General features: G+C 51.6%; 13 protein-coding genes. 6 read left to right on the top strand and 7 right to left on the bottom strand.

The features are described from left to right. Nucleotides 1–31 precede the first annotated feature (31 nt). Nucleotides 32–2458, bottom strand: a complete 2427-nt coding sequence (locus JKK62_RS02300; protein ID WP_201426789.1) for a dockerin type I repeat-containing protein — start codon at nt 2456–2458, stop codon at nt 32–34. A gap of 317 nt (nt 2459–2775) precedes the next feature. Between JKK62_RS02300 and JKK62_RS02295 the strand changes: the two genes are divergently transcribed. The 6 genes from JKK62_RS02295 to JKK62_RS02275 are packed head-to-tail and all read left to right on the top strand — an operon-like array spanning nt 2776 to nt 6446. Continuing rightward, nucleotides 2776–3387, top strand: a complete 612-nt coding sequence (locus JKK62_RS02295) for a GTP pyrophosphokinase (RefSeq protein WP_243411726.1) — start codon at nt 2776–2778, stop codon at nt 3385–3387. Next, entirely contained in the window at nt 3388–4059 is a 672-nt protein-coding gene (locus JKK62_RS02290; RefSeq protein ID WP_201426788.1) for a response regulator transcription factor, read from the top strand. Continuing rightward, on the top strand, nt 4056–5306 hold the full coding sequence (locus tag JKK62_RS02285) for a sensor histidine kinase (protein WP_201426787.1): 1251 nt from the start codon (nt 4056–4058) through the stop codon (nt 5304–5306). Before JKK62_RS02290 ends, JKK62_RS02285 begins: the two co-directional genes overlap by 4 nt. Further along, complete coding sequence (locus JKK62_RS02280; RefSeq protein ID WP_201426786.1) at nt 5303–5788, top strand: hypothetical protein; 486 nt, start codon at nt 5303–5305, stop codon at nt 5786–5788. The genes JKK62_RS02285 and JKK62_RS02280 overlap by 4 nt, the downstream gene beginning before the upstream one ends. Continuing rightward, nucleotides 5785–5907, top strand: coding sequence for a hypothetical protein (locus JKK62_RS17715; protein ID WP_279380591.1), 123 nt, complete (start codon nt 5785–5787; stop codon nt 5905–5907). The genes JKK62_RS02280 and JKK62_RS17715 overlap by 4 nt, the downstream gene beginning before the upstream one ends. Then, nucleotides 5904–6446, top strand: a complete 543-nt coding sequence (locus JKK62_RS02275; protein ID WP_201426785.1) for a DUF308 domain-containing protein — start codon at nt 5904–5906, stop codon at nt 6444–6446. Before JKK62_RS17715 ends, JKK62_RS02275 begins: the two co-directional genes overlap by 4 nt. A gap of 49 nt (nt 6447–6495) precedes the next feature. On the opposite strand, the gene JKK62_RS02270 is transcribed toward JKK62_RS02275, so the two are convergent. The 6 genes from JKK62_RS02270 to JKK62_RS02245 all read right to left on the bottom strand — a co-directional run bounded on the left by JKK62_RS02270 (nt 6496) and on the right by JKK62_RS02245 (nt 17039). Continuing rightward, nucleotides 6496–8526 (bottom strand): SpoIIE family protein phosphatase, encoded by a 2031-nt coding sequence (locus JKK62_RS02270; protein WP_201426784.1) that lies wholly within the window; start codon nt 8524–8526, stop codon nt 6496–6498. A gap of 15 nt (nt 8527–8541) precedes the next feature. Beyond that, entirely contained in the window at nt 8542–9711 is a 1170-nt protein-coding gene (locus JKK62_RS02265) for an anti-sigma factor antagonist (RefSeq protein WP_201426783.1), read from the bottom strand. Continuing rightward, on the bottom strand, nt 9708–10274 hold the full coding sequence (locus tag JKK62_RS02260; protein WP_201426782.1) for an HD domain-containing protein: 567 nt from the start codon (nt 10272–10274) through the stop codon (nt 9708–9710). Before JKK62_RS02260 ends, JKK62_RS02265 begins: the two co-directional genes overlap by 4 nt. A 151-nt stretch (nt 10275–10425) precedes the next feature. Beyond that, nucleotides 10426–14631, bottom strand: a complete 4206-nt coding sequence (pulA, locus tag JKK62_RS02255; protein ID WP_201426781.1) for a type I pullulanase — start codon at nt 14629–14631, stop codon at nt 10426–10428. Between the two features lie 485 nt (nt 14632–15116). Then, complete coding sequence (locus tag JKK62_RS02250; protein WP_201426780.1) at nt 15117–16208, bottom strand: ROK family protein; 1092 nt, start codon at nt 16206–16208, stop codon at nt 15117–15119. Nucleotides 16209–16247: 39 nt separating this feature from the next. Continuing rightward, nucleotides 16248–17039 (bottom strand): ABC transporter permease, encoded by a 792-nt coding sequence (locus tag JKK62_RS02245; protein WP_201426779.1) that lies wholly within the window; start codon nt 17037–17039, stop codon nt 16248–16250. Between the last annotated feature and the right edge of the window lies 1 nt (nt 17040).

The following is a 17040-nucleotide window of genomic DNA, read 5'->3' as shown; positions in this document are numbered from 1 at the left end:
TCTCAGAGAAGCGTCTACCCTATCGTTTCAATTACGCGATCGGTTCTCCGATTCCCTCGGGCGCTTTCAGATGACTGATATAGCGCTGGATCGCGGTCACATCCATGATCGCGACCGACTCATCCTTATCAACGTCGCAGAGCGCGAGCGCGTCATCCGAGAGAGTGATAAACCCCGCGTTGTGGCGAAGGATCCAGGTAGCGTCGATCATCTCGACCGTACCGTTCATATCCGCGTCGCCCAGGATATTGCTGCCCTCACCGCCGGGGATCACCGTCACGGAATACGCCGTATCGGACGGCATCTCGTTTCGGCTGACAGTGGGAAGAGAAATGATGACCGTATCAGTCGCTTTTGCGTTTACACTTTGATCAAACAGCATCGACGTTTTCGCGTCATAGAGCTCATATTCGCCGATGCTGACGGTAACAGCCGCGGATCGAACAGTGTTCAATCGGATGGAAATGTCCTGATCCGCAGGGATACGGAAGAATCCGCCGTTGTCCGTCTGAGTGAAACCGATCCATTTATCGGCGCTGTTTTTCACAACGCCGTTTTCCACCACAGCGATATCCTTGCCGTCCGCGTCGGTGATACTTCCGTTGAACGCCGTATCATCGGACGCGCTGACATAGACGCGGCGGTAGCCTGCCAGCTGCGCAGGGGTAAGAGCGGTATAATCATCATAGTAGTGATCCTCCGTCTTGAGCCATGAAATAATGATCTCGTTCGCATGGTCGACAGAAAGGTTCGACAAATTACCGATCAGCGTTGCGGCAGCTCTGATCTGATCGTTGTTAGGATTCAGCGCTCTGTGCTCATCACTCTGCCAGATATTGCCGAAGACCAGGTGAGAAAGAAAATGGGTCAACGCAAGGCATGATTCTGTATCGGTCACGCTGTCCAACTCCTCCTGTGTCGCGCCGGAAGCCGTCATCGCGCCTTTCAGTACATCGCCGAGGAATCCGGCAGCGTATCCCTTGACCGTATCAGCGTCGAGAAGCAGGAAGGTGGCGAGTAAAACAGACGCTTTGGCAAAAGCCGCCGCGTTGATACCGGTATTGCCGGAATCATTTCTGGCTGCGACGATTCCCGCAAGTTGCGTTACGATTTGTCTGATCTGTTCCGCGGTAAATTCCTTTTGCCCTTCATCTTTTTTAAGAATATAGTAGGTATACAGCGCCACCGCAAGGTACAAGCTCTTTTCGTTGCCGGTGATCGACGCCGTCATGGCGGCACTCTCATCGCTCGACAGTGATTCATAGTAAGCGATCAGATCCGATAACGGCTGTTCATAGGTTCTCGCGTATTCTTCTCTGCCGCCGGTGATCTGAGTCAGATAGGTACATAATCCCTGCAAATACACCTTCGCGTCGTTCGGGATATAGGAGTTGTTATCATCTACAAGACCGATCGAGCCATTCACGAGACTGAGTCTTTTCGGATGGAAGTATTTGGGGTTAGCAGAAGTGGTGTATTCCGAATAGACAGCCTCGTTGGAGATCGCGAGATTAGCGAGCATCTTATCGTAATTCTCCGCTTGATACAACACGCGGTCGGTGCCATAGCGCGCAAATCCCATATCCACAGGCGCCATTGCGGCGGCAAGATCAGTCTCCAGATAGCCGTTGAAGATACCGGCGTATTTCTCGTTACGCGGATCGTTATCAACATCCGCCGCGCTCGGTGCAGCGCCGGTATAAGCATATAGGTTGTCGGACGTCAGCGCGACGGTATCGCCCAGATATCTCTGAGGATCATCGATCAGCTTTGCCGCGATCAGATCAGCGATCGCAGCGCCGCGGCTGAAGCCGGTCGTCCAGACCTTGATATCACCGCTGATCGCCTTTTCCGCGATATAGTCCTTTGCGAACGCAAGGCACGTTTCGGCGCCGGTATCAAATCCCGCGGCATTACCGTCGGTGCCGAGGACAAAGTTATTGCCCCATTCCGCCTCATAATTGGCACTGCGCGGCAAGATGACCAGAAGCGTATACGGTTTACCGTTCTCGATGATCTGCTTTTGCGCACAGGCTACGCCCATTGTATCCTTGGTGGGCTTGATGGTATAATCATGGTTGTAGGATATCCCGGAAAAACCGGTATCCTCCAAAAACGCGACCGCGTTACGACTCTTGTTCCGATAGCCATCTTCCGTATTGGGCTCTCTGGTACTGCCGGCAGATGCGGTCGCCAGCGCAAAGCTCAGAGTGGCGAGGTGCTCATCATAGTCCCTTCCGGACTTCTTGAAATAATCATCCGTATAGGTATAGACCTCCACATGCTCTTCACCGGAATTAACCTCACCAATACCGGGATGATAATAGAAAGCGCCTTTGTAGTAGGTGCTGTCGGAATCGGGCGCTGCGCCTTCGGCAGAGACGCCGATCATACAAACAGAACCCGCCATGATAACAGAAAGAAAAACCGCAAGGGCTTTTCTCAACATTCTTTTCATCAAATCATCCTGCCTTTCCGAAAACCATCATCCGATCCTTCGTTTGCCGAACAGTCAAGCGGCTCACGGGATCAACGGTCTTTTTCATAAATCTATCAACTAAAATATAACATGATATCAGAATTTTTTCAATATTGCGGTGAATGTTTTTTCACGTTCTTTTGAATTTTTCAACGTCACTCGCGTATGATTAACCGACCGTCGGACATCATTCATTTTTTTCTTGTCTTTTTCGGTATAGATGATATAATAGAAACGGTTAAAATGGGTATCGACTCAAAACCCATCCATAACAAAAATGATAAGGATCGACCAAGATGATGAAACAAGAAGATTTACGATTCTACGGCGAGTTCGCGCCGAAGCTCGAAGAAATTGAACAGCTGTTGATGCGCGAGATTCAGGCAATGCTCGACAGCATCAGCACCGATCCCGAAACAACGCTTGCGGAGCACATCAAATGCCGTGTCAAAAGCGCGGACAGTCTGTGCGAAAAGCTCAGAAGATTTGAGCTGGAAGAAACCGCTGCATGCGCGATCAAAAACCTGTCCGATATCGTGGGCGTTCGCGTCATCACGCACTTTGTCGGTGACATCTATACCGTCCTTGAGCTGATCGAGAAAAACGATCACTGGAAGGTCGTCACCGTCAAGGATTATATCGCCAACGCCAAGCCCAACGGTTACCGCAGCCTGCATGTTCTGCTCAACCTCCCCTTCGGCGTCGGCGGTATCGACACCATCAACGTCGAGATCCAGCTGCGCACGATCGCGATGGACTGCTGGGCAAGTCTGGAGCACCAGCTCAAATACAAGAAGCATATCAAAAACACGGCTCTGATCGTGGACGAGCTCAAGCGCTGTGCCGATGAGATGGCGTCCACCGACCTGTCGATGCAAACGATCAGAGATCTGATCCAAAAGGGGTAAATGATGAAGGTACTTTACGCAGAAGACGAGCGGCAGCTCTCTGTCGCTGTCGTCGAGATCTTAAAAATGGAGGGCTTTGACGTCACGCCCGTCTATGACGGTGAAGAGGCGCTCGAGGCACTGGACAAGGATTACTTTGACGCAGTCGTTCTCGATATCATGATGCCGAAAAAGGATGGTATCGAGGTGCTCGAAGCCATGCGGCAAAACGGCAACCACACCTGTGTGCTGATGCTCACCGCCAAAGCGACGCTCGACGATCGTATCACGGGACTGTCCACGGGCGCGGATGATTATCTCTCTAAGCCCTTCGCGATGAAGGAGTTGGTAGCGCGTCTGCAATCCCTGATCCGCCGCAATAACGACTACCGCCATTCCGTCATCAAATACGCGAACATCGAGCTGAACTCCAACACCTGCGAGTTGAGATCCGACAAGGGCAGTCTGCGGCTGAACAATCCCGAGGCGGAGCTTTTGACCTACCTCGTCCGCAATGTCGGCAGGATCTATTCCGCAGAAGAGATCAACGAGGCGGTCTGGGGCGGCAAAGAAAGCCCCGAGAAGGCGGAGCTGTACCTATACTATCTGAAAAACAAGCTCAGACAGATCCACGCCGACGTCGCCGTCGTCATCGAAGACGATACCTTCGAACTGAAAGAGGAGCTCTCATGAAAAAACTGCGAAGAAAAATCGTACTCGGTGTGTTCATCTCCGCTACCATCGTCTTTGCGCTGACGATCCTGTTCGTCTCGATCTTTTTGAACGCGGAGATCACCCGACGGGCTGACGCCATGACGGAGCTGATCGCCGATAATCAGGGCGAAGTTCCCCCAAAAAGCGAGATCAACAAACCGAGTTTGTTCAACATTTACAGCTATAACGAGGATTCTCCCTTTCGTATGCGTTATTTCGCGGTGAAATACGAAGAAAATGATCATGTGGTCGTCTACGTCGATCACAACGTGTCGATCGACGAGGGAAAAGCTGTCGCTATGGCGGACATCGTGAAAATGTCCAACCTCAAGACCGGAGATTACAACGATTTTCGCTACCGTGTCAGCGATGAAAATGACATGGTCATATTCGTCGACTACACCTATGAGTATAACGCGGTCGATCTGCTGACGCTCATGCTCTCACTGCTGGCGGTCGTCTTTATCGTTCTGATCACCGTGGTGTTCTGGTTCCTGTCGAACCGTATCGTCAAGCCGTTTGAAGAGAACTCGCGCATGCAAAAGCAATTCATCACCGACGCGAGTCATGAGATAAAAACACCGATCGCCATTATCTCCGCTAACGCGGAGGTGCTCGCCTATAAAAACGGCGAAAGCGAATGGCTCAATAATATCACGACTCAGGTAACACGTATCAGTGAGCTTGTCGGAGAGCTGCTCACCCTCAACCGTCTGGAAGAGGTCGATGAGATCTCCGATATCGAAGCGGTCAACCTCAGCGAAATGACAGAGGCGGTCTGCGCTGATTTTGAAGAAGTATTCCGCGCTAAAAATGTTCAGACAAGCTATGAGCTCCAACCCGACGTCACCATCAACGGCAACACCGATCAGCTCAAGCGGCTGGTCTCCGTACTGGTGGAGAACGCGTCTAAGTACGTCACCGATGAAGGGGAATTCCGCGTCAAATTGAATAAGGAACTGCGCCATACAACGCTGAGCATATACAACACCTGCGAGGTCGATCAAGAAGCCGACTACAAGCATCTGTTCGACCGCTTCTACCGTCCCGATTCCTCCCGCACCTCCTCGACCGGCGGTCACGGGATCGGACTGTCCATCGCCAAGCGCATCACCGTCCTGCACGGCGGATCCATCGAGGCGGTACCCTCCGAAGAGGGCTTAACGTTCAATGTCAAACTGTCCAACCGATTAAAAGCCCATCACAAAAAAGGAAGTGAAAAATGATGGGAGCGAAAACCAGACGGCTGGAAAACAATCTGGTAACGCTGGGCACCGGCGTCATTGCTTTCGGTCTGTGGGCTTTCATTAAACTGATATTGACTGTCATACTGCTCGGCAGCGCCTATTATGAGGATACCGGCGAAGAGGATCAGCTCGCTGTCGTCATATTGACATGGGTCGTCGCCATTCTGACCGTACTGGTGTATGTATGGCTGGGGATGTCCGCACGAGCGGAAGGTAAGGGTAAGCACGTAAAGCCCGTCTACCTGTTCTTTGCCGGAGTGATCTGTGTTTACGGCCTTGCGATGATCCTGCTTGAAGCATTCTATCTGATCACTGATTTTATCGATATCGATGATCCGCTCATACTGGTTATCACGATCTTCATCGATGTGACAAGGATGATCTTTTTGATCCAGCTGATCTATTCCTCTGTTGCGCTGAGAAAGATCAGAAAACAGGCAAAACAGGAGGTCAGCGCATGAATTCGGGTTTTCACTTTTATGCCGCGTGGAATTCTGTCGAGTATGACGAAGACAGATTGCGGGGTATCAATGACTTTTGCACGCTGATCAAGCAGCACCGGGGAGGAAACGAAACATGAGTCGATTCCAACGGGTTCGTTCTTTCATCCTCGGCATCCTCTATCTTGTCATTTCCCTGCTATTGCTGTTATTGCCTAAGGATTCCTACGGCGTCATCACGCTCATCATCTCCTTCATGCTTCTCTTCTACAGTATCAGCCAGCTGATCTATTACGTAATGATGGCGCGACATATGGTCGGCGGAAAGATCATCTTGTGTGAAGCGATCATCATCCTTGATTTAGGCTTGTTCATCTACTCGCTCTATGACGACAAATCCCTGACCATCCTGATCTTCCTGTTGATCATCTACGCGTTCAGCGGCTTTGTGGATATCCTCAGAGCGTTTGAAGAAAAAAAGAACGGCTCACGCCACTGGATCCGTAAGCTGGTCATAGGACTCGCCATGGTGATCTTCGCGCTGGCGCTGGTGATCATCGGGCTGATCATGAAGAATACGATCATCCTGAAATACGGCTTCTGTCTGAGTGTTGCCTACGCGGGGATCAGAAAGATCATCACCGCCTTCAAAAAAACAGCGATCGTATATATCCAATAAACTAAAACGCAGGACGTTGCCGAAACGTCCTGCGTTTTTATTGATACTATTAAGTGAACTTCTTCACCATTGTGAAGCGATTGGAGCCATTCTTGTATTCATAGGAGGTTTCATCCATCATCTTTTTGACGAGGAAGATCCCCAGTCCGCCGATCTGTCGTTCCGACGCGCTGAGCGTGGTATCTGGATCGGGCTTTGCCAGCGGATTATACGGGATACCCTGATCGACAAAGGTCAGCGAAACAGAATCATTATTCTTTAAAAGAATAATTTCTGCCTTTCCCCTTTCCTCTCCGTAGGCGTAATTCGCGATATTGACAAAAATCTCTTCGACCGCCAGATCCAGATCCATCAGCGTTTTGAAGGAACACGGAGTATCGCTGAGGTGCTGATGGACAAACTCATTGACCGTGTCCATTTCAGATCTCTCGGCGTCAACAACAAGTCGGGCAGTCTCTTTTCCCTTCAGTTCCAGACAGACAGTCGTCATATCATCGAACTGCGGCGCTTCGCCGACAAATTCGTTGACGCTCCTGATCACGCCCTCGATGATACCCTGCGGACTTTCTTCTTTATACTGATTCAGCGCCTTGAGCATACCGTCAATGGACATCATGTTATTATCTATATCTGTTGCCTCGGGGATACCGTCGGTATACAGGAACAGCTTATCGCCGCGCCCGAGTGTAAATTCAAAATTATGATATTTGACTGTGTCGATCGCGCCGATGACAAATCCGTGACGGGATTTGAGGATCTCGAATTCGCCGTCCTTCCGCATAATGGCAGGATCCTCATGACCGGCATTGGCGCTGATGACCTTGCCGGTTGACAGCTCTATGAAGCCCAGCCACACCGTAACGAACATGTCCTCACGATTGCGCGGACAAACACGCTCGTTGACCAGCTGAAGCGCCTGTGCGGGAGTAAAGCCGCTGTGCTGCGAGATCTCATTGACTAAGATCTTGGTGACCATCATAAACAGCGAGGCGGGAATACCCTTTCCGGATACATCCGCGATCACAACGGCAAGATGATCATCGTCGATCAGGAAGAAATCATAAAAATCACCGCCGACCGCTTTCGCGGGGGTCATGGACGCATAGATATCAAAATCACTGCGGTCGGGGAACGCGGGGAATGTATTCGGCAGAGAATTTGCCTGGATCGCCGTCGCCAGAGAGAGCTCCGTTCCGATACGCTCCTTCTCCGCGGTGGCGGCAGTCAGGTTATCGATGTATTGCAGCATATCCTCCTCCATCTTATCGATCGAGGTCGCTAACACGGAGAGCTCTTCAATATAACTGATATCCGCGCCGAGCTTTTCACCGGGCTTGTTTTCATTCGCAAAACGCTTTGCCTCGCGGATGATCTTGTGGATCGGTCTGACGAACTGCCTGCGGATATATATTGCGGAAATAATAGATGAAAAGAGCATCAACCCCGCCGTGGAGCCGGCGATGATATACAAAAAGGGTCTGCGGGCTTCAACCATACGGTCCATCATACGCTGTATACATAACACGGCGACGGTCTTGCCGTCAGAATCCTTCAGCGGCACCAGCGTCGTGATATGCGGCGGCGCGCCTCTCAGGTTATCGGTACGATAGATCGTGCCATGTTCAAGAGTGCCGTCATACAACTGACGATAGGTTTCCCTATACTCGTCGTTGGTCGTATCATGAACCGAGCCCAATTCCCATTCCGTATAGGGAGCGTCCTTGCCGACACAGTTAAAAACAGATACAAAATGATTATAATCGGTCGTATCCACCTGGATCAGATAGACCAGAGACACATCCATCTTCAGGCAATACGTATCCAAAGCATTCTTCGTGCTTTTGTAGGATGCGTCATCGGCGCCGTTAGCCAGATAATCATCGATTTGATCACCGTCTATCAGCGCTGTAGCGGTATCCGCCATATGATAGGTGGTGTTGTCGTACTCCAACTCAAACGCTTTCGTAAAACTACCGTAACCGATCACCGATACCAGAATACTGAACAACAGCAACAGCAGTACGGTAAAGGTGATGATATTCGCTTCAAAGTTTTTAAACAATTTTTTGAAGACTTTCATAATCGTTCCTTTATATCAAAAAGTCAATGTATCCAGATGATCGACCGCGCGATTGATACGATCACGGCACTCCTCTAACAGCTTTTTGCCTTCCGGTGTATCCTGTTCACCGATACGGATGATCCTGCGCAGTACGCGCAGCAGTCCGATCACAGAGGCTTTCTCCTTGACCTCATTGATCCTGTCCTCATCATCGGTTTCGAGGTACAGCTCCAGAATACGGTGCAGAAGCGGCTTGACCACGCTTTCATCCACCGACAGGAAGTTTTTGAAAACATTCGGATCACAGATACCGAAGCCCTCATACGCGTTATAAATGCACGCCAGCTCATAGATCGGATGACCCGCGCTGAGCGTATCCATATCGATCAGCAGCGCCTCATCCTCATACTGCATGATGTTCTTGATGTGCAGATCGCCGTGCAGCATGGTGCCTGTCTCGGGGATCATCTTGATCAGCGCGCTGAGCTTAGCGAAATGCTGCGGGTCAAAGCTGCTCTTTGCCTCGTCGAGCCACTGACGGGCGACGTCGCTGTGAAGCGGTATCCCAACAGGCGCCTCAGTTTCGTGCAGTGTTTTTGCCAGTTCGACCGTCTGCTGCGCAACAAACTCGATCTGTGTCGGATCCTGCTGAAGCAGCTCGGCAAAGGTCCTTGCGTTGATCAGCTCAAAGATCGAGCCGTATCTCTCCCCTACCTTGACGATCCCGAAGGGGATCGCGGTGGGAATTCCCAGAATAAAAGCCGTGCGGGACATATCATGCTCCGCCTTGATATGATCGAGGGTATCCGCCTCGTTGTACACCTTGACGATGGTATCGTTATCAATACGGTAGATCACGCCGTTAGCGCCCTTACCGATGATCTTTTTACCGGTAACGTCGATACATTTCAGCGCTCTTTCGACCGTCATCATCTCCGTAAAGCCGGTCATCTCCAATATCTCATAGACCTCGGAGCTGACGTTGACCAACGTAACATCCCTATGTTTCTTGAGCAGCTTTAAGATGATCCGCAGACCCGCGCTGCTGATGTATTCCATATCCTCGGCGTCAAGCACCAAATGATCAAAATCCGTTTTCTTGACAATATTATTGATCTCTATTTCGACCGTCGGCGCACGGTGTGAATCGATACGACCATCCAGCCAGATCGTCAAAGTACCATTATTCAGCTCTGATTTCATGTTTGACCTCCAAATATATAATCGATCAAAAGAACATACTCTCGGTATGCAGGGGTTTCGGAAAACTCCGACAATGCGTCGGCAACGGAACGATAATACCATTCCTGTACACTCTTATCCTTTTGATGGAAGAGTTCCCACATCGCGTCGCCGCGCTCTTCAAAAATACGCAATAAAGAACGCGCGTTGGATAACTTGTCAGAGAGCCACATGATCTTGACAGAACGATCCTGATTGGCGCGCAGACGCGTGAGCGACTCTTCTTTTCTCAGTTTCCAGCTATCTTCGCGCGATAACTCCGCGTATTCCTTTTCCGTCTCGCCATGCACGAGCTGCTCCACACGATCGCCGAACTCCCGGCGGATATCGTCAAATGCGGTATCGGTATCCTCGACCGTATCATGGAGCATCATCGCCGCGAGCACCTCGCGATCATTTGTCAGCGTAGAAGCGATCGTCGTCGCTTCGATCGGATGCAAAATATACGGCATTCCGCTTTTTTCACGGATCATCCCTTCGTGTGCGCGCACCGCAAAGATGATCGCTTTTTCTAATAAATCCATTTTATCTCCTAATAATATTCTTATTCATGGATATACTACCATGAAAACCATATTATTGCAAGTGAAATAGGGATAAAATCAGGGAGCAGACCGAAATCTGCTCCCTTTTTTCACATTAATCGATTATTCGGTTTTTAATGATCGGTCAAGATCAATCCCATGCGGTAACGAGATAGTGACCCGAACTGTTCTGCGTACCGTCCATCCAGTAGCCTGCATGGCTGAAGTCGGTGATATCCTCGGTCTGAGCGCCGTTGCCGTTGCTCAGGATGACGCCCGTAGCGCCTTCGGGAACATAGCACTTGAACTGGGTCTGACCCATATCATTGGTAACGGTTTCAGCCATAGCGGAACCAGGCCACTCGCCGTTCAAAGGACCGTTATCGTTCCAAGCGTAAACATAGGCTGTACCCCAACCGAAGTTATCGGTCAGCAGGAAATAAGGCAGATCCTCGTGATGATCATCTCCGCCACCGCCGCCGGTGCCGCCTTCGATATCATAGAAGTCGACCATATAGTGACCTTCGCCGTCCTTATCGGTCATGTAAACGCCGGTAGAGCCGGTGAACGGAATGTCAACAGTCTGCTGTGTGCCGTCGTTGATGATGAAGTTGGTCATACCCTCGGGCATCTCGAAGGTATAGCGCTGCTCGCCGTACTCGTTAGTGTCGAGATAAGTCATCTCAACACCGGGCCATGCTACGGGACCATCGCCGTCGCCCCAGTAATAGATATGGACGTTGCTGAAGCCCTTGTTGTTCGAGAAGATGATGGTTCTGCCGGTATCGTCATCGTCATCATCATCGTCGTCATCGAGTTGAACAGCGCTGAGCGCAGCGTATGCCGCGGCACATGCGTTGTAACCTTCGTCGATATCCTCAACGTCGGCAGCGGGATTCATCGCGGTAGCAGCATAAGCGCTCAGAGCAGCCTGTGCCTGCTGGTAAGCGGCGTTGGAGCCGTACTTGTCAGCCGGATACTTCGCAAACAGCGTATTCAAAGCGGTATACGCGTTAAGGAACTCATCATAAGTGTGCTCGCCTACGGGAGCCTCACCGACGACCTGACCGGTGCGGTTGCCCTTGACCTTCACCTCAGCGAGGTAACGCTGGATGCAGGTAAGGTCAACGGAGGTGACAGAGTCATCCGCGTCAACATCGGCAACGGTCTTCTGATCGTTGGTCAGAGTCGACATACCAGCCAAGGATCTCTGGAGCACGGTAGCGTCCATAACAGTGACATAGCCGTCGCCGTCAACATCACCGTAGATCTGCTTTCCGGGATCGGGAGTGGGCGCGTCACCGGTGTAGAGATAAACCACATTCAGCACGCCGGGCTGATAGAAGCCGGACGCCAGAGCGGGAGTGATATAGTTGCGGTTGAGAGAAGTGTCGGGAGAAGTGGTGTAGGTCTGGTTGGAACGAACGTTGGTAAAGGACTTGGTGACGTCGGGAGCAAGCTTCTCGCCTGTCTCGAGGTCGATATGAGAGGTAACGATAGAGCAGTTGAAGCTGGTGACGTTATCCTTGATCCAAGCCTCGCCGGCAACTTCGTAACCGGGCTCGCCCTGATCCGGAACCTGCGCGTTCGCGTTGGTGTTGTGGAACATGACGTAGCAAGCGGAGGAAGGAACAGTGACAACCAGCCACTTGGAATCGGACTGATCGGGATCGTCGTTCATCTTGGAAGCGTCTCTCTTACCCTGAGTAGCCCATGCGCCCAGAGGCTCGTTGCCCAAATCGTCATAAGCGTAGCAGTTGACCCAAGACCAACCCTTGGCATTGTAATAATGCACCTTGGTGGTGGTGTTGGAGAGCTTGTTGTAATAGAAGTTGAAGGTCGCGGGAGAAGCGGAATTGAATTCGCCTACAGTGTTGCCGGGAACCTTCGTGGTATCGAGCTGATAGCCCTGTACACGAGTCGCGGGGATGGAGAACTTGTCGCCGTCCTTCAAGCGATACTTCATCGGCGCCTTAGCCTGTGTGCCCGTCGCGTTATCAATGAAGTTAACGGTCAGATAAGCGGAGCCGATCTCTCTGGTGTAATAGAACTTAACGGTGATATCCTGACCTGCGACAGCCGTACCATAGGTAGCGTTACCGGAAGCGGTAGACTCGGTGTTGGTCAGGGTATGGTCAAACAGGATGGAAAGATCCTGAGACGCACGCCATGTCTGGTTCTCTTTGTACTCAAACTTCTCGGTCTTAGCCTTGCTGTAGGAGCCGGAAGCGGAATCACGGGTGTAATGCTCAACGGTCAGCTTAGAGGTGCCGAGAGCGGGCTGGCTGTAGTTGCCGAAGGAAGCAGAGTCAACGAGGACCACGCTGCTCCATGCGGGAACGCTGTAGGAACCGGAAGCGGTGCCCAAAGAAGTGGTACCGGCCTTGGTGCCGTTAGCGACAACATTCCAGGAACCGGACAGGCTGATCGACTTCGCGGAATCGGAGTTGTTCAGCGCGACGATGACCTTGTTCCATTCGCCGGACTTGTTGTTGGTGATCTGCCATGCAGTGCAGCCGGAAACGGTGGAAATATTGTTAGCGGTGGTGTCGCCGAAAGCGGAAACAGCCTTACGGATCGCGACAAGGCCTGCATAGTAATCGGAAACCGCCTTATACTTGGAAGCGCGGCTCCAGTTGATCGCGTTCATGTTGTCAGGTGAACGGTAGGAGTTCTGATCGCCGTACTTGGTGCGGCAGAACTCGGTACCCGCTACGGTGAACGGAATACCCTGAGCGGTCAGAGCGGAGGTCAAACCGAGCTTGACCTGACCGAGCACCTTGGCGTCGGTGGTCTCAACGATGTTCTTGTTGGTGTTGTACAGAGTGGGATCGTCCTTACCGGTCTTGAAGCCGGAGGTTCTGTTCGCCGCTAAGATCTTATCAAAGAGCGTGAAGTTATCATGGTTATCGGTGTACTGGATCATCTGCTCGGGCTTAGCGCCGGAGAAATCGGTCGCGGTACCGCCCGCAGCCTTCAGGACCTCGGTAGCGGAGCCGCCGTTGAGGAAGCCGGTACCGGTAGCGGTCTCATGGCTGCCCTTGAGCGCGTCGGAGTAGCCTTCGTTGAAGCCGCCGACTCTGGTCAGAGAAGCGATGTTGCCCTTGTTGACAGCGTTGTTGATACCGATGTCGGAACCGCCTGCCCAAGGCTCGCCGTACATCAGAATACGGGAATCGACCTGGTCAAGAGCGGATCTCCAAGCCTTGACGGAGTTGGTGTCGAAGCAGCCCATCAGGTCGAAACGGAAACCGTCGATATGATACTCATTTGCCCAGTAAAGCAGAGAATCCTGGATATACTGGCGGGTCATTGCCTTCTCGGAAGAGAGAACGTTGCCCAGGCCGGAACCGTTATGATAGGTGTTGCCTGCCATATTGGACATACGATAGAAGTATTTCGGAACTGTCTTGGAGAACGGAGAGCCCTCACGAACGAAGGTATGGTTGTAAACAACGTCCATAACGACGGAGATACCGCGGTCATGCAGCGCCTGAACCAGCATCTTGAACTCCTTGATACGGGTGTTGCCGTCATAAGGATCGGAGGAGTAAGAGCCTTCGGGAACGTTATAGTTCTTGGGATCATAACCCCAGTTGCGCTTGGTCTGGTTATCGGTCTCGTCGATAGACGCAAAGTCCTCGACAGGCATCAGCTGTACGCAGTTGACGTTGTGCTCGACCAGATAGTCAACACAGGAAGCAACAGCGCCTTCGCCGTTGACGGTGGTGTTACCCTCGGTGAACGCGAGATACTTACCGCGATTTTCTTCACTTACGCCGGAAGAAACATCGATGGAGAAATCACGAACGTGGATCTCCCATACGACAGCCTCGCCGGGGTTGTTGAACAGCACGTGGCTGTCCTGATCCCAACCTGCGGGGTCTGTGGAATCGAGGTCAACGACCATGGAACGGTCGCCGTTCGCGCCGACGCCCTTTGCATACGGGTCAACGGTCTCGCTGACAACGCCGTTGCGTGTAACGAGATAGGTGTAATAGGTGTTTTTGAGGTCGCCGGACTTAGTCAGGGACCAGATACCGGTGGTGCTGTCATAAGTCATGGCGGAGGTGCCGAGAACGGCAGCGCCCGACTCAGCGTCGGTACCGGTGGTAAACATTTTTACCATCACAGAGGTAGCTTCGGGAGCCCACACCTTAAAGGTAGTGGCAGACGGCGTATAGGTCGCGCCGAGATTCTTCTCCTTAGCCGCCTGTGCGGCGTAGTTCTCGAGATAGGACTGGTTGGAATAACCGGTGTCGGCCAGATCCGCCTCAGCGGCAGAAGCCGCTACGGTGAATACTGACATCAGCATCAGTACAGCCAGAGCTATGGAGATAATCCTACGAATTTTCATGTAATCCTCTCCTTCATAAAGAATACGTACTATGGATCGGCATGCAAAACCACATACTAATCCAGTTACAACCATTATAGCATAACCTCAAAAATAAATAAATGAAAAACAGAATATTTCGTCACGATGTTTTGCACAATCTTTTTGTCTTATTTTTGTTAATAATGACAAAGAAAGTTTTTGTTTGTACAAAAACGATTGTACCCGAACACCGAAAATGTGATTATGCATATATAATTCTAAAATAGAAATAAGAGGCGTTCCGAAACGAAACACCTCTTCCCTAACCATTTCGTCATTGCAAGGCTTGCAAAAGCCGTGGCAATCTCAACCGCATACATTTTGTCATTGCGAGGCTTCCAAAAGCCGTGGCAATCTCGACCGCATACATTTTGTCATTGCGAGGCTTGCATAAGCCGTGGCAATCTCAACCGCATACATTTTGTCATTGCGAGGCTTGCATAAGCCGTGGCAATCTCAACCGCTTATTGTATCTCGATATCCGTGAACCCTACGCCGAAGCCGGTACCGAGGGTAATGCACACCGATCGATCGACGTCCGCGAAATACAGCGCCGACGCGGTGCTGTCATGCACCAGCCTGACCTTGATATCTCGGTGCAGTTCTCCCGAAAGGTCATCCTCCAACACGGCGGCATAGTCCGGATCGATGACGCAGAGCTTTGCGTAACCGCCGCGCTCGCCGTTCAGCAAGCCGTTGTGCGTGTAGTTGGCGATGCTGATCAGGATCGTATCATCCAACGCCGCGGGATCGGCGGCACGATATGACGCGGCGATCGTGTTGACGATATAGCGGTGCAGCTCAATCGCCTCGCGGCGTTTCTCATCTTCACTGTCAAAATGGCTCTTCATATGCAGGGACGGCAGGCTCTCCTGCGCGGTGAACTCCGCGATCTCGCCGCCGGATTTTTTGATGACCGCGCGCTTGATCCCCGTATGCCCGAAATCCAGCACCAAACATGATGTATCATTCTTCATCAGCTTTTGCGCCAGCCCCATCACGCCGATATAGGTACCGTTATCAAAGAGCATGATGTGGTACGGCTTTTCGCCCGCGCTATCAAAGATCGTCTGGATGTCTTCTTTGAAGCGTCTGCCCATCATCGAACTTGCCAGACCGCCGGTGAGGATGACGGTCTTGAGCGACCGCCAGTATTCCCAACAGGCGTCATCCCAATCGTCACGCGCCAGACGATTTTCCCGCTCCCCTTTTTTGAGCGCCAACAGCAACAGTCCGAGGCGGTTGCCGAATTGCTTGACCACGCGTGCCGCCATCTGACGATAGCGCGCGTCGTCGGACTCGAGCGACTCATTCAAGATCTGCGGCAATCTGTAATCTGGCTCCTCGCTCAGATCGATCCCGTAGCGGCGCGACACGCGTCTGATACAAGCGACGATCGCGGGTGTGGAGAAGATCTCGTTGAATCCCATCCCCTCGATCTCATCTTCGATCCCGTACAAGGGGAGCTTTTTGAGTACCGCGCGGTTGAGCGAACAGCGTGGGGATAAATATTCGGTTTTGTCCTCATCGGAATAACAGATAAACGGATTTTTCATCTATATCAACCTTATTGTACAATACTTGCGAATGTTCCGCTACGAACCCGCGGACTCATATGCCCGCAGTCCCCTGTTCCAGACAAACACGGCGAGCGTGAACAGTACCGTTCCCGCGATCACCGTGCCGCCGATACAGAACAGCGGATTTTTACCGGTCAGAAAGTAACTCGCCGGAAAATACGCGGTAAAGGCGAACGGGATCACATAGGTGATGATCGTCTGCACCGCCTTATTATAGATGGTGACCGGGTATTTGGAGAAGTCATTGACCATATACAGCATATGGATGATATGACCGCTCGCTTTTGTCCAGAACGCGATCGCCGCGGTCATGATCTTCAGCGAGGTGTAGATCAGCGTCGCGAATACGACCGCGACCAACGCCAGCGGTAGCGTGTACCAGTGAAACGGCATATCGAGCTGCGGAACGGAATAGCCGAGCAGCAGGATACAGGACAGCATCTCGCCGAACGCGTCGACGCAGAAGTTTTCCGAAATGACATGGAACAGCGTGTTGATAGGACGCGTCAGGTATTTATCGAATTCGCCCTTGCGGACAATGCGGTATCCCACCATCCACAGGTTATCGGTCAGAAGGTGATCCAGCGACTTCGGGATCAGCGAAAAGCCGTAGATGAACAGGATCTGCGGAAAGGTATAGCCGATCAGCGAAGGGATCTGACTGAAAATGATGCCGAGGAACAGGATCTGGATCGCCTGCGTAATCAGCAGACCGATCGCGCCGAGCAGGAAATCCACCTTGTATTCCATCAGTTTTTTCAGATATTGGACAACAAAAATGCGGTGGAGGCGTAAATATCTTTTCATC

It is taken from the genome of Ruminococcus difficilis, from assembly GCF_016680995.1.
This window is presented reverse-complemented; position numbering and strand designations above follow the sequence as displayed.

Coding starts and splice junctions, on each gene's coding strand:
- pulA (WP_201426781.1), bottom strand. CDS start 14,631: ATGAAAATTCGTAGGATTATCTCCATAGCTCTGGCTGTACTGATGCTG.
- JKK62_RS02290 (WP_201426788.1), top strand. CDS start 3,388: ATGATGAAGGTACTTTACGCAGAAGACGAGCGGCAGCTCTCTGTCGCT.
- JKK62_RS02295 (WP_243411726.1), top strand. CDS start 2,776: ATGATGAAACAAGAAGATTTACGATTCTACGGCGAGTTCGCGCCGAAG.
- JKK62_RS02300 (WP_201426789.1), bottom strand. CDS start 2,458: ATGAAAAGAATGTTGAGAAAAGCCCTTGCGGTTTTTCTTTCTGTTATC.
- JKK62_RS02260 (WP_201426782.1), bottom strand. CDS start 10,274: ATGGATTTATTAGAAAAAGCGATCATCTTTGCGGTGCGCGCACACGAA.
- JKK62_RS02280 (WP_201426786.1), top strand. CDS start 5,303: ATGATGGGAGCGAAAACCAGACGGCTGGAAAACAATCTGGTAACGCTG.
- JKK62_RS02270 (WP_201426784.1), bottom strand. CDS start 8,526: ATGAAAGTCTTCAAAAAATTGTTTAAAAACTTTGAAGCGAATATCATC.
- JKK62_RS02250 (WP_201426780.1), bottom strand. CDS start 16,208: ATGAAAAATCCGTTTATCTGTTATTCCGATGAGGACAAAACCGAATAT.
- JKK62_RS02245 (WP_201426779.1), bottom strand. CDS start 17,039: ATGAAAAGATATTTACGCCTCCACCGCATTTTTGTTGTCCAATATCTG.
- JKK62_RS02265 (WP_201426783.1), bottom strand. CDS start 9,711: ATGAAATCAGAGCTGAATAATGGTACTTTGACGATCTGGCTGGATGGT.
- JKK62_RS17715 (WP_279380591.1), top strand. CDS start 5,785: ATGAATTCGGGTTTTCACTTTTATGCCGCGTGGAATTCTGTCGAGTAT.
- JKK62_RS02275 (WP_201426785.1), top strand. CDS start 5,904: ATGAGTCGATTCCAACGGGTTCGTTCTTTCATCCTCGGCATCCTCTAT.
- JKK62_RS02285 (WP_201426787.1), top strand. CDS start 4,056: ATGAAAAAACTGCGAAGAAAAATCGTACTCGGTGTGTTCATCTCCGCT.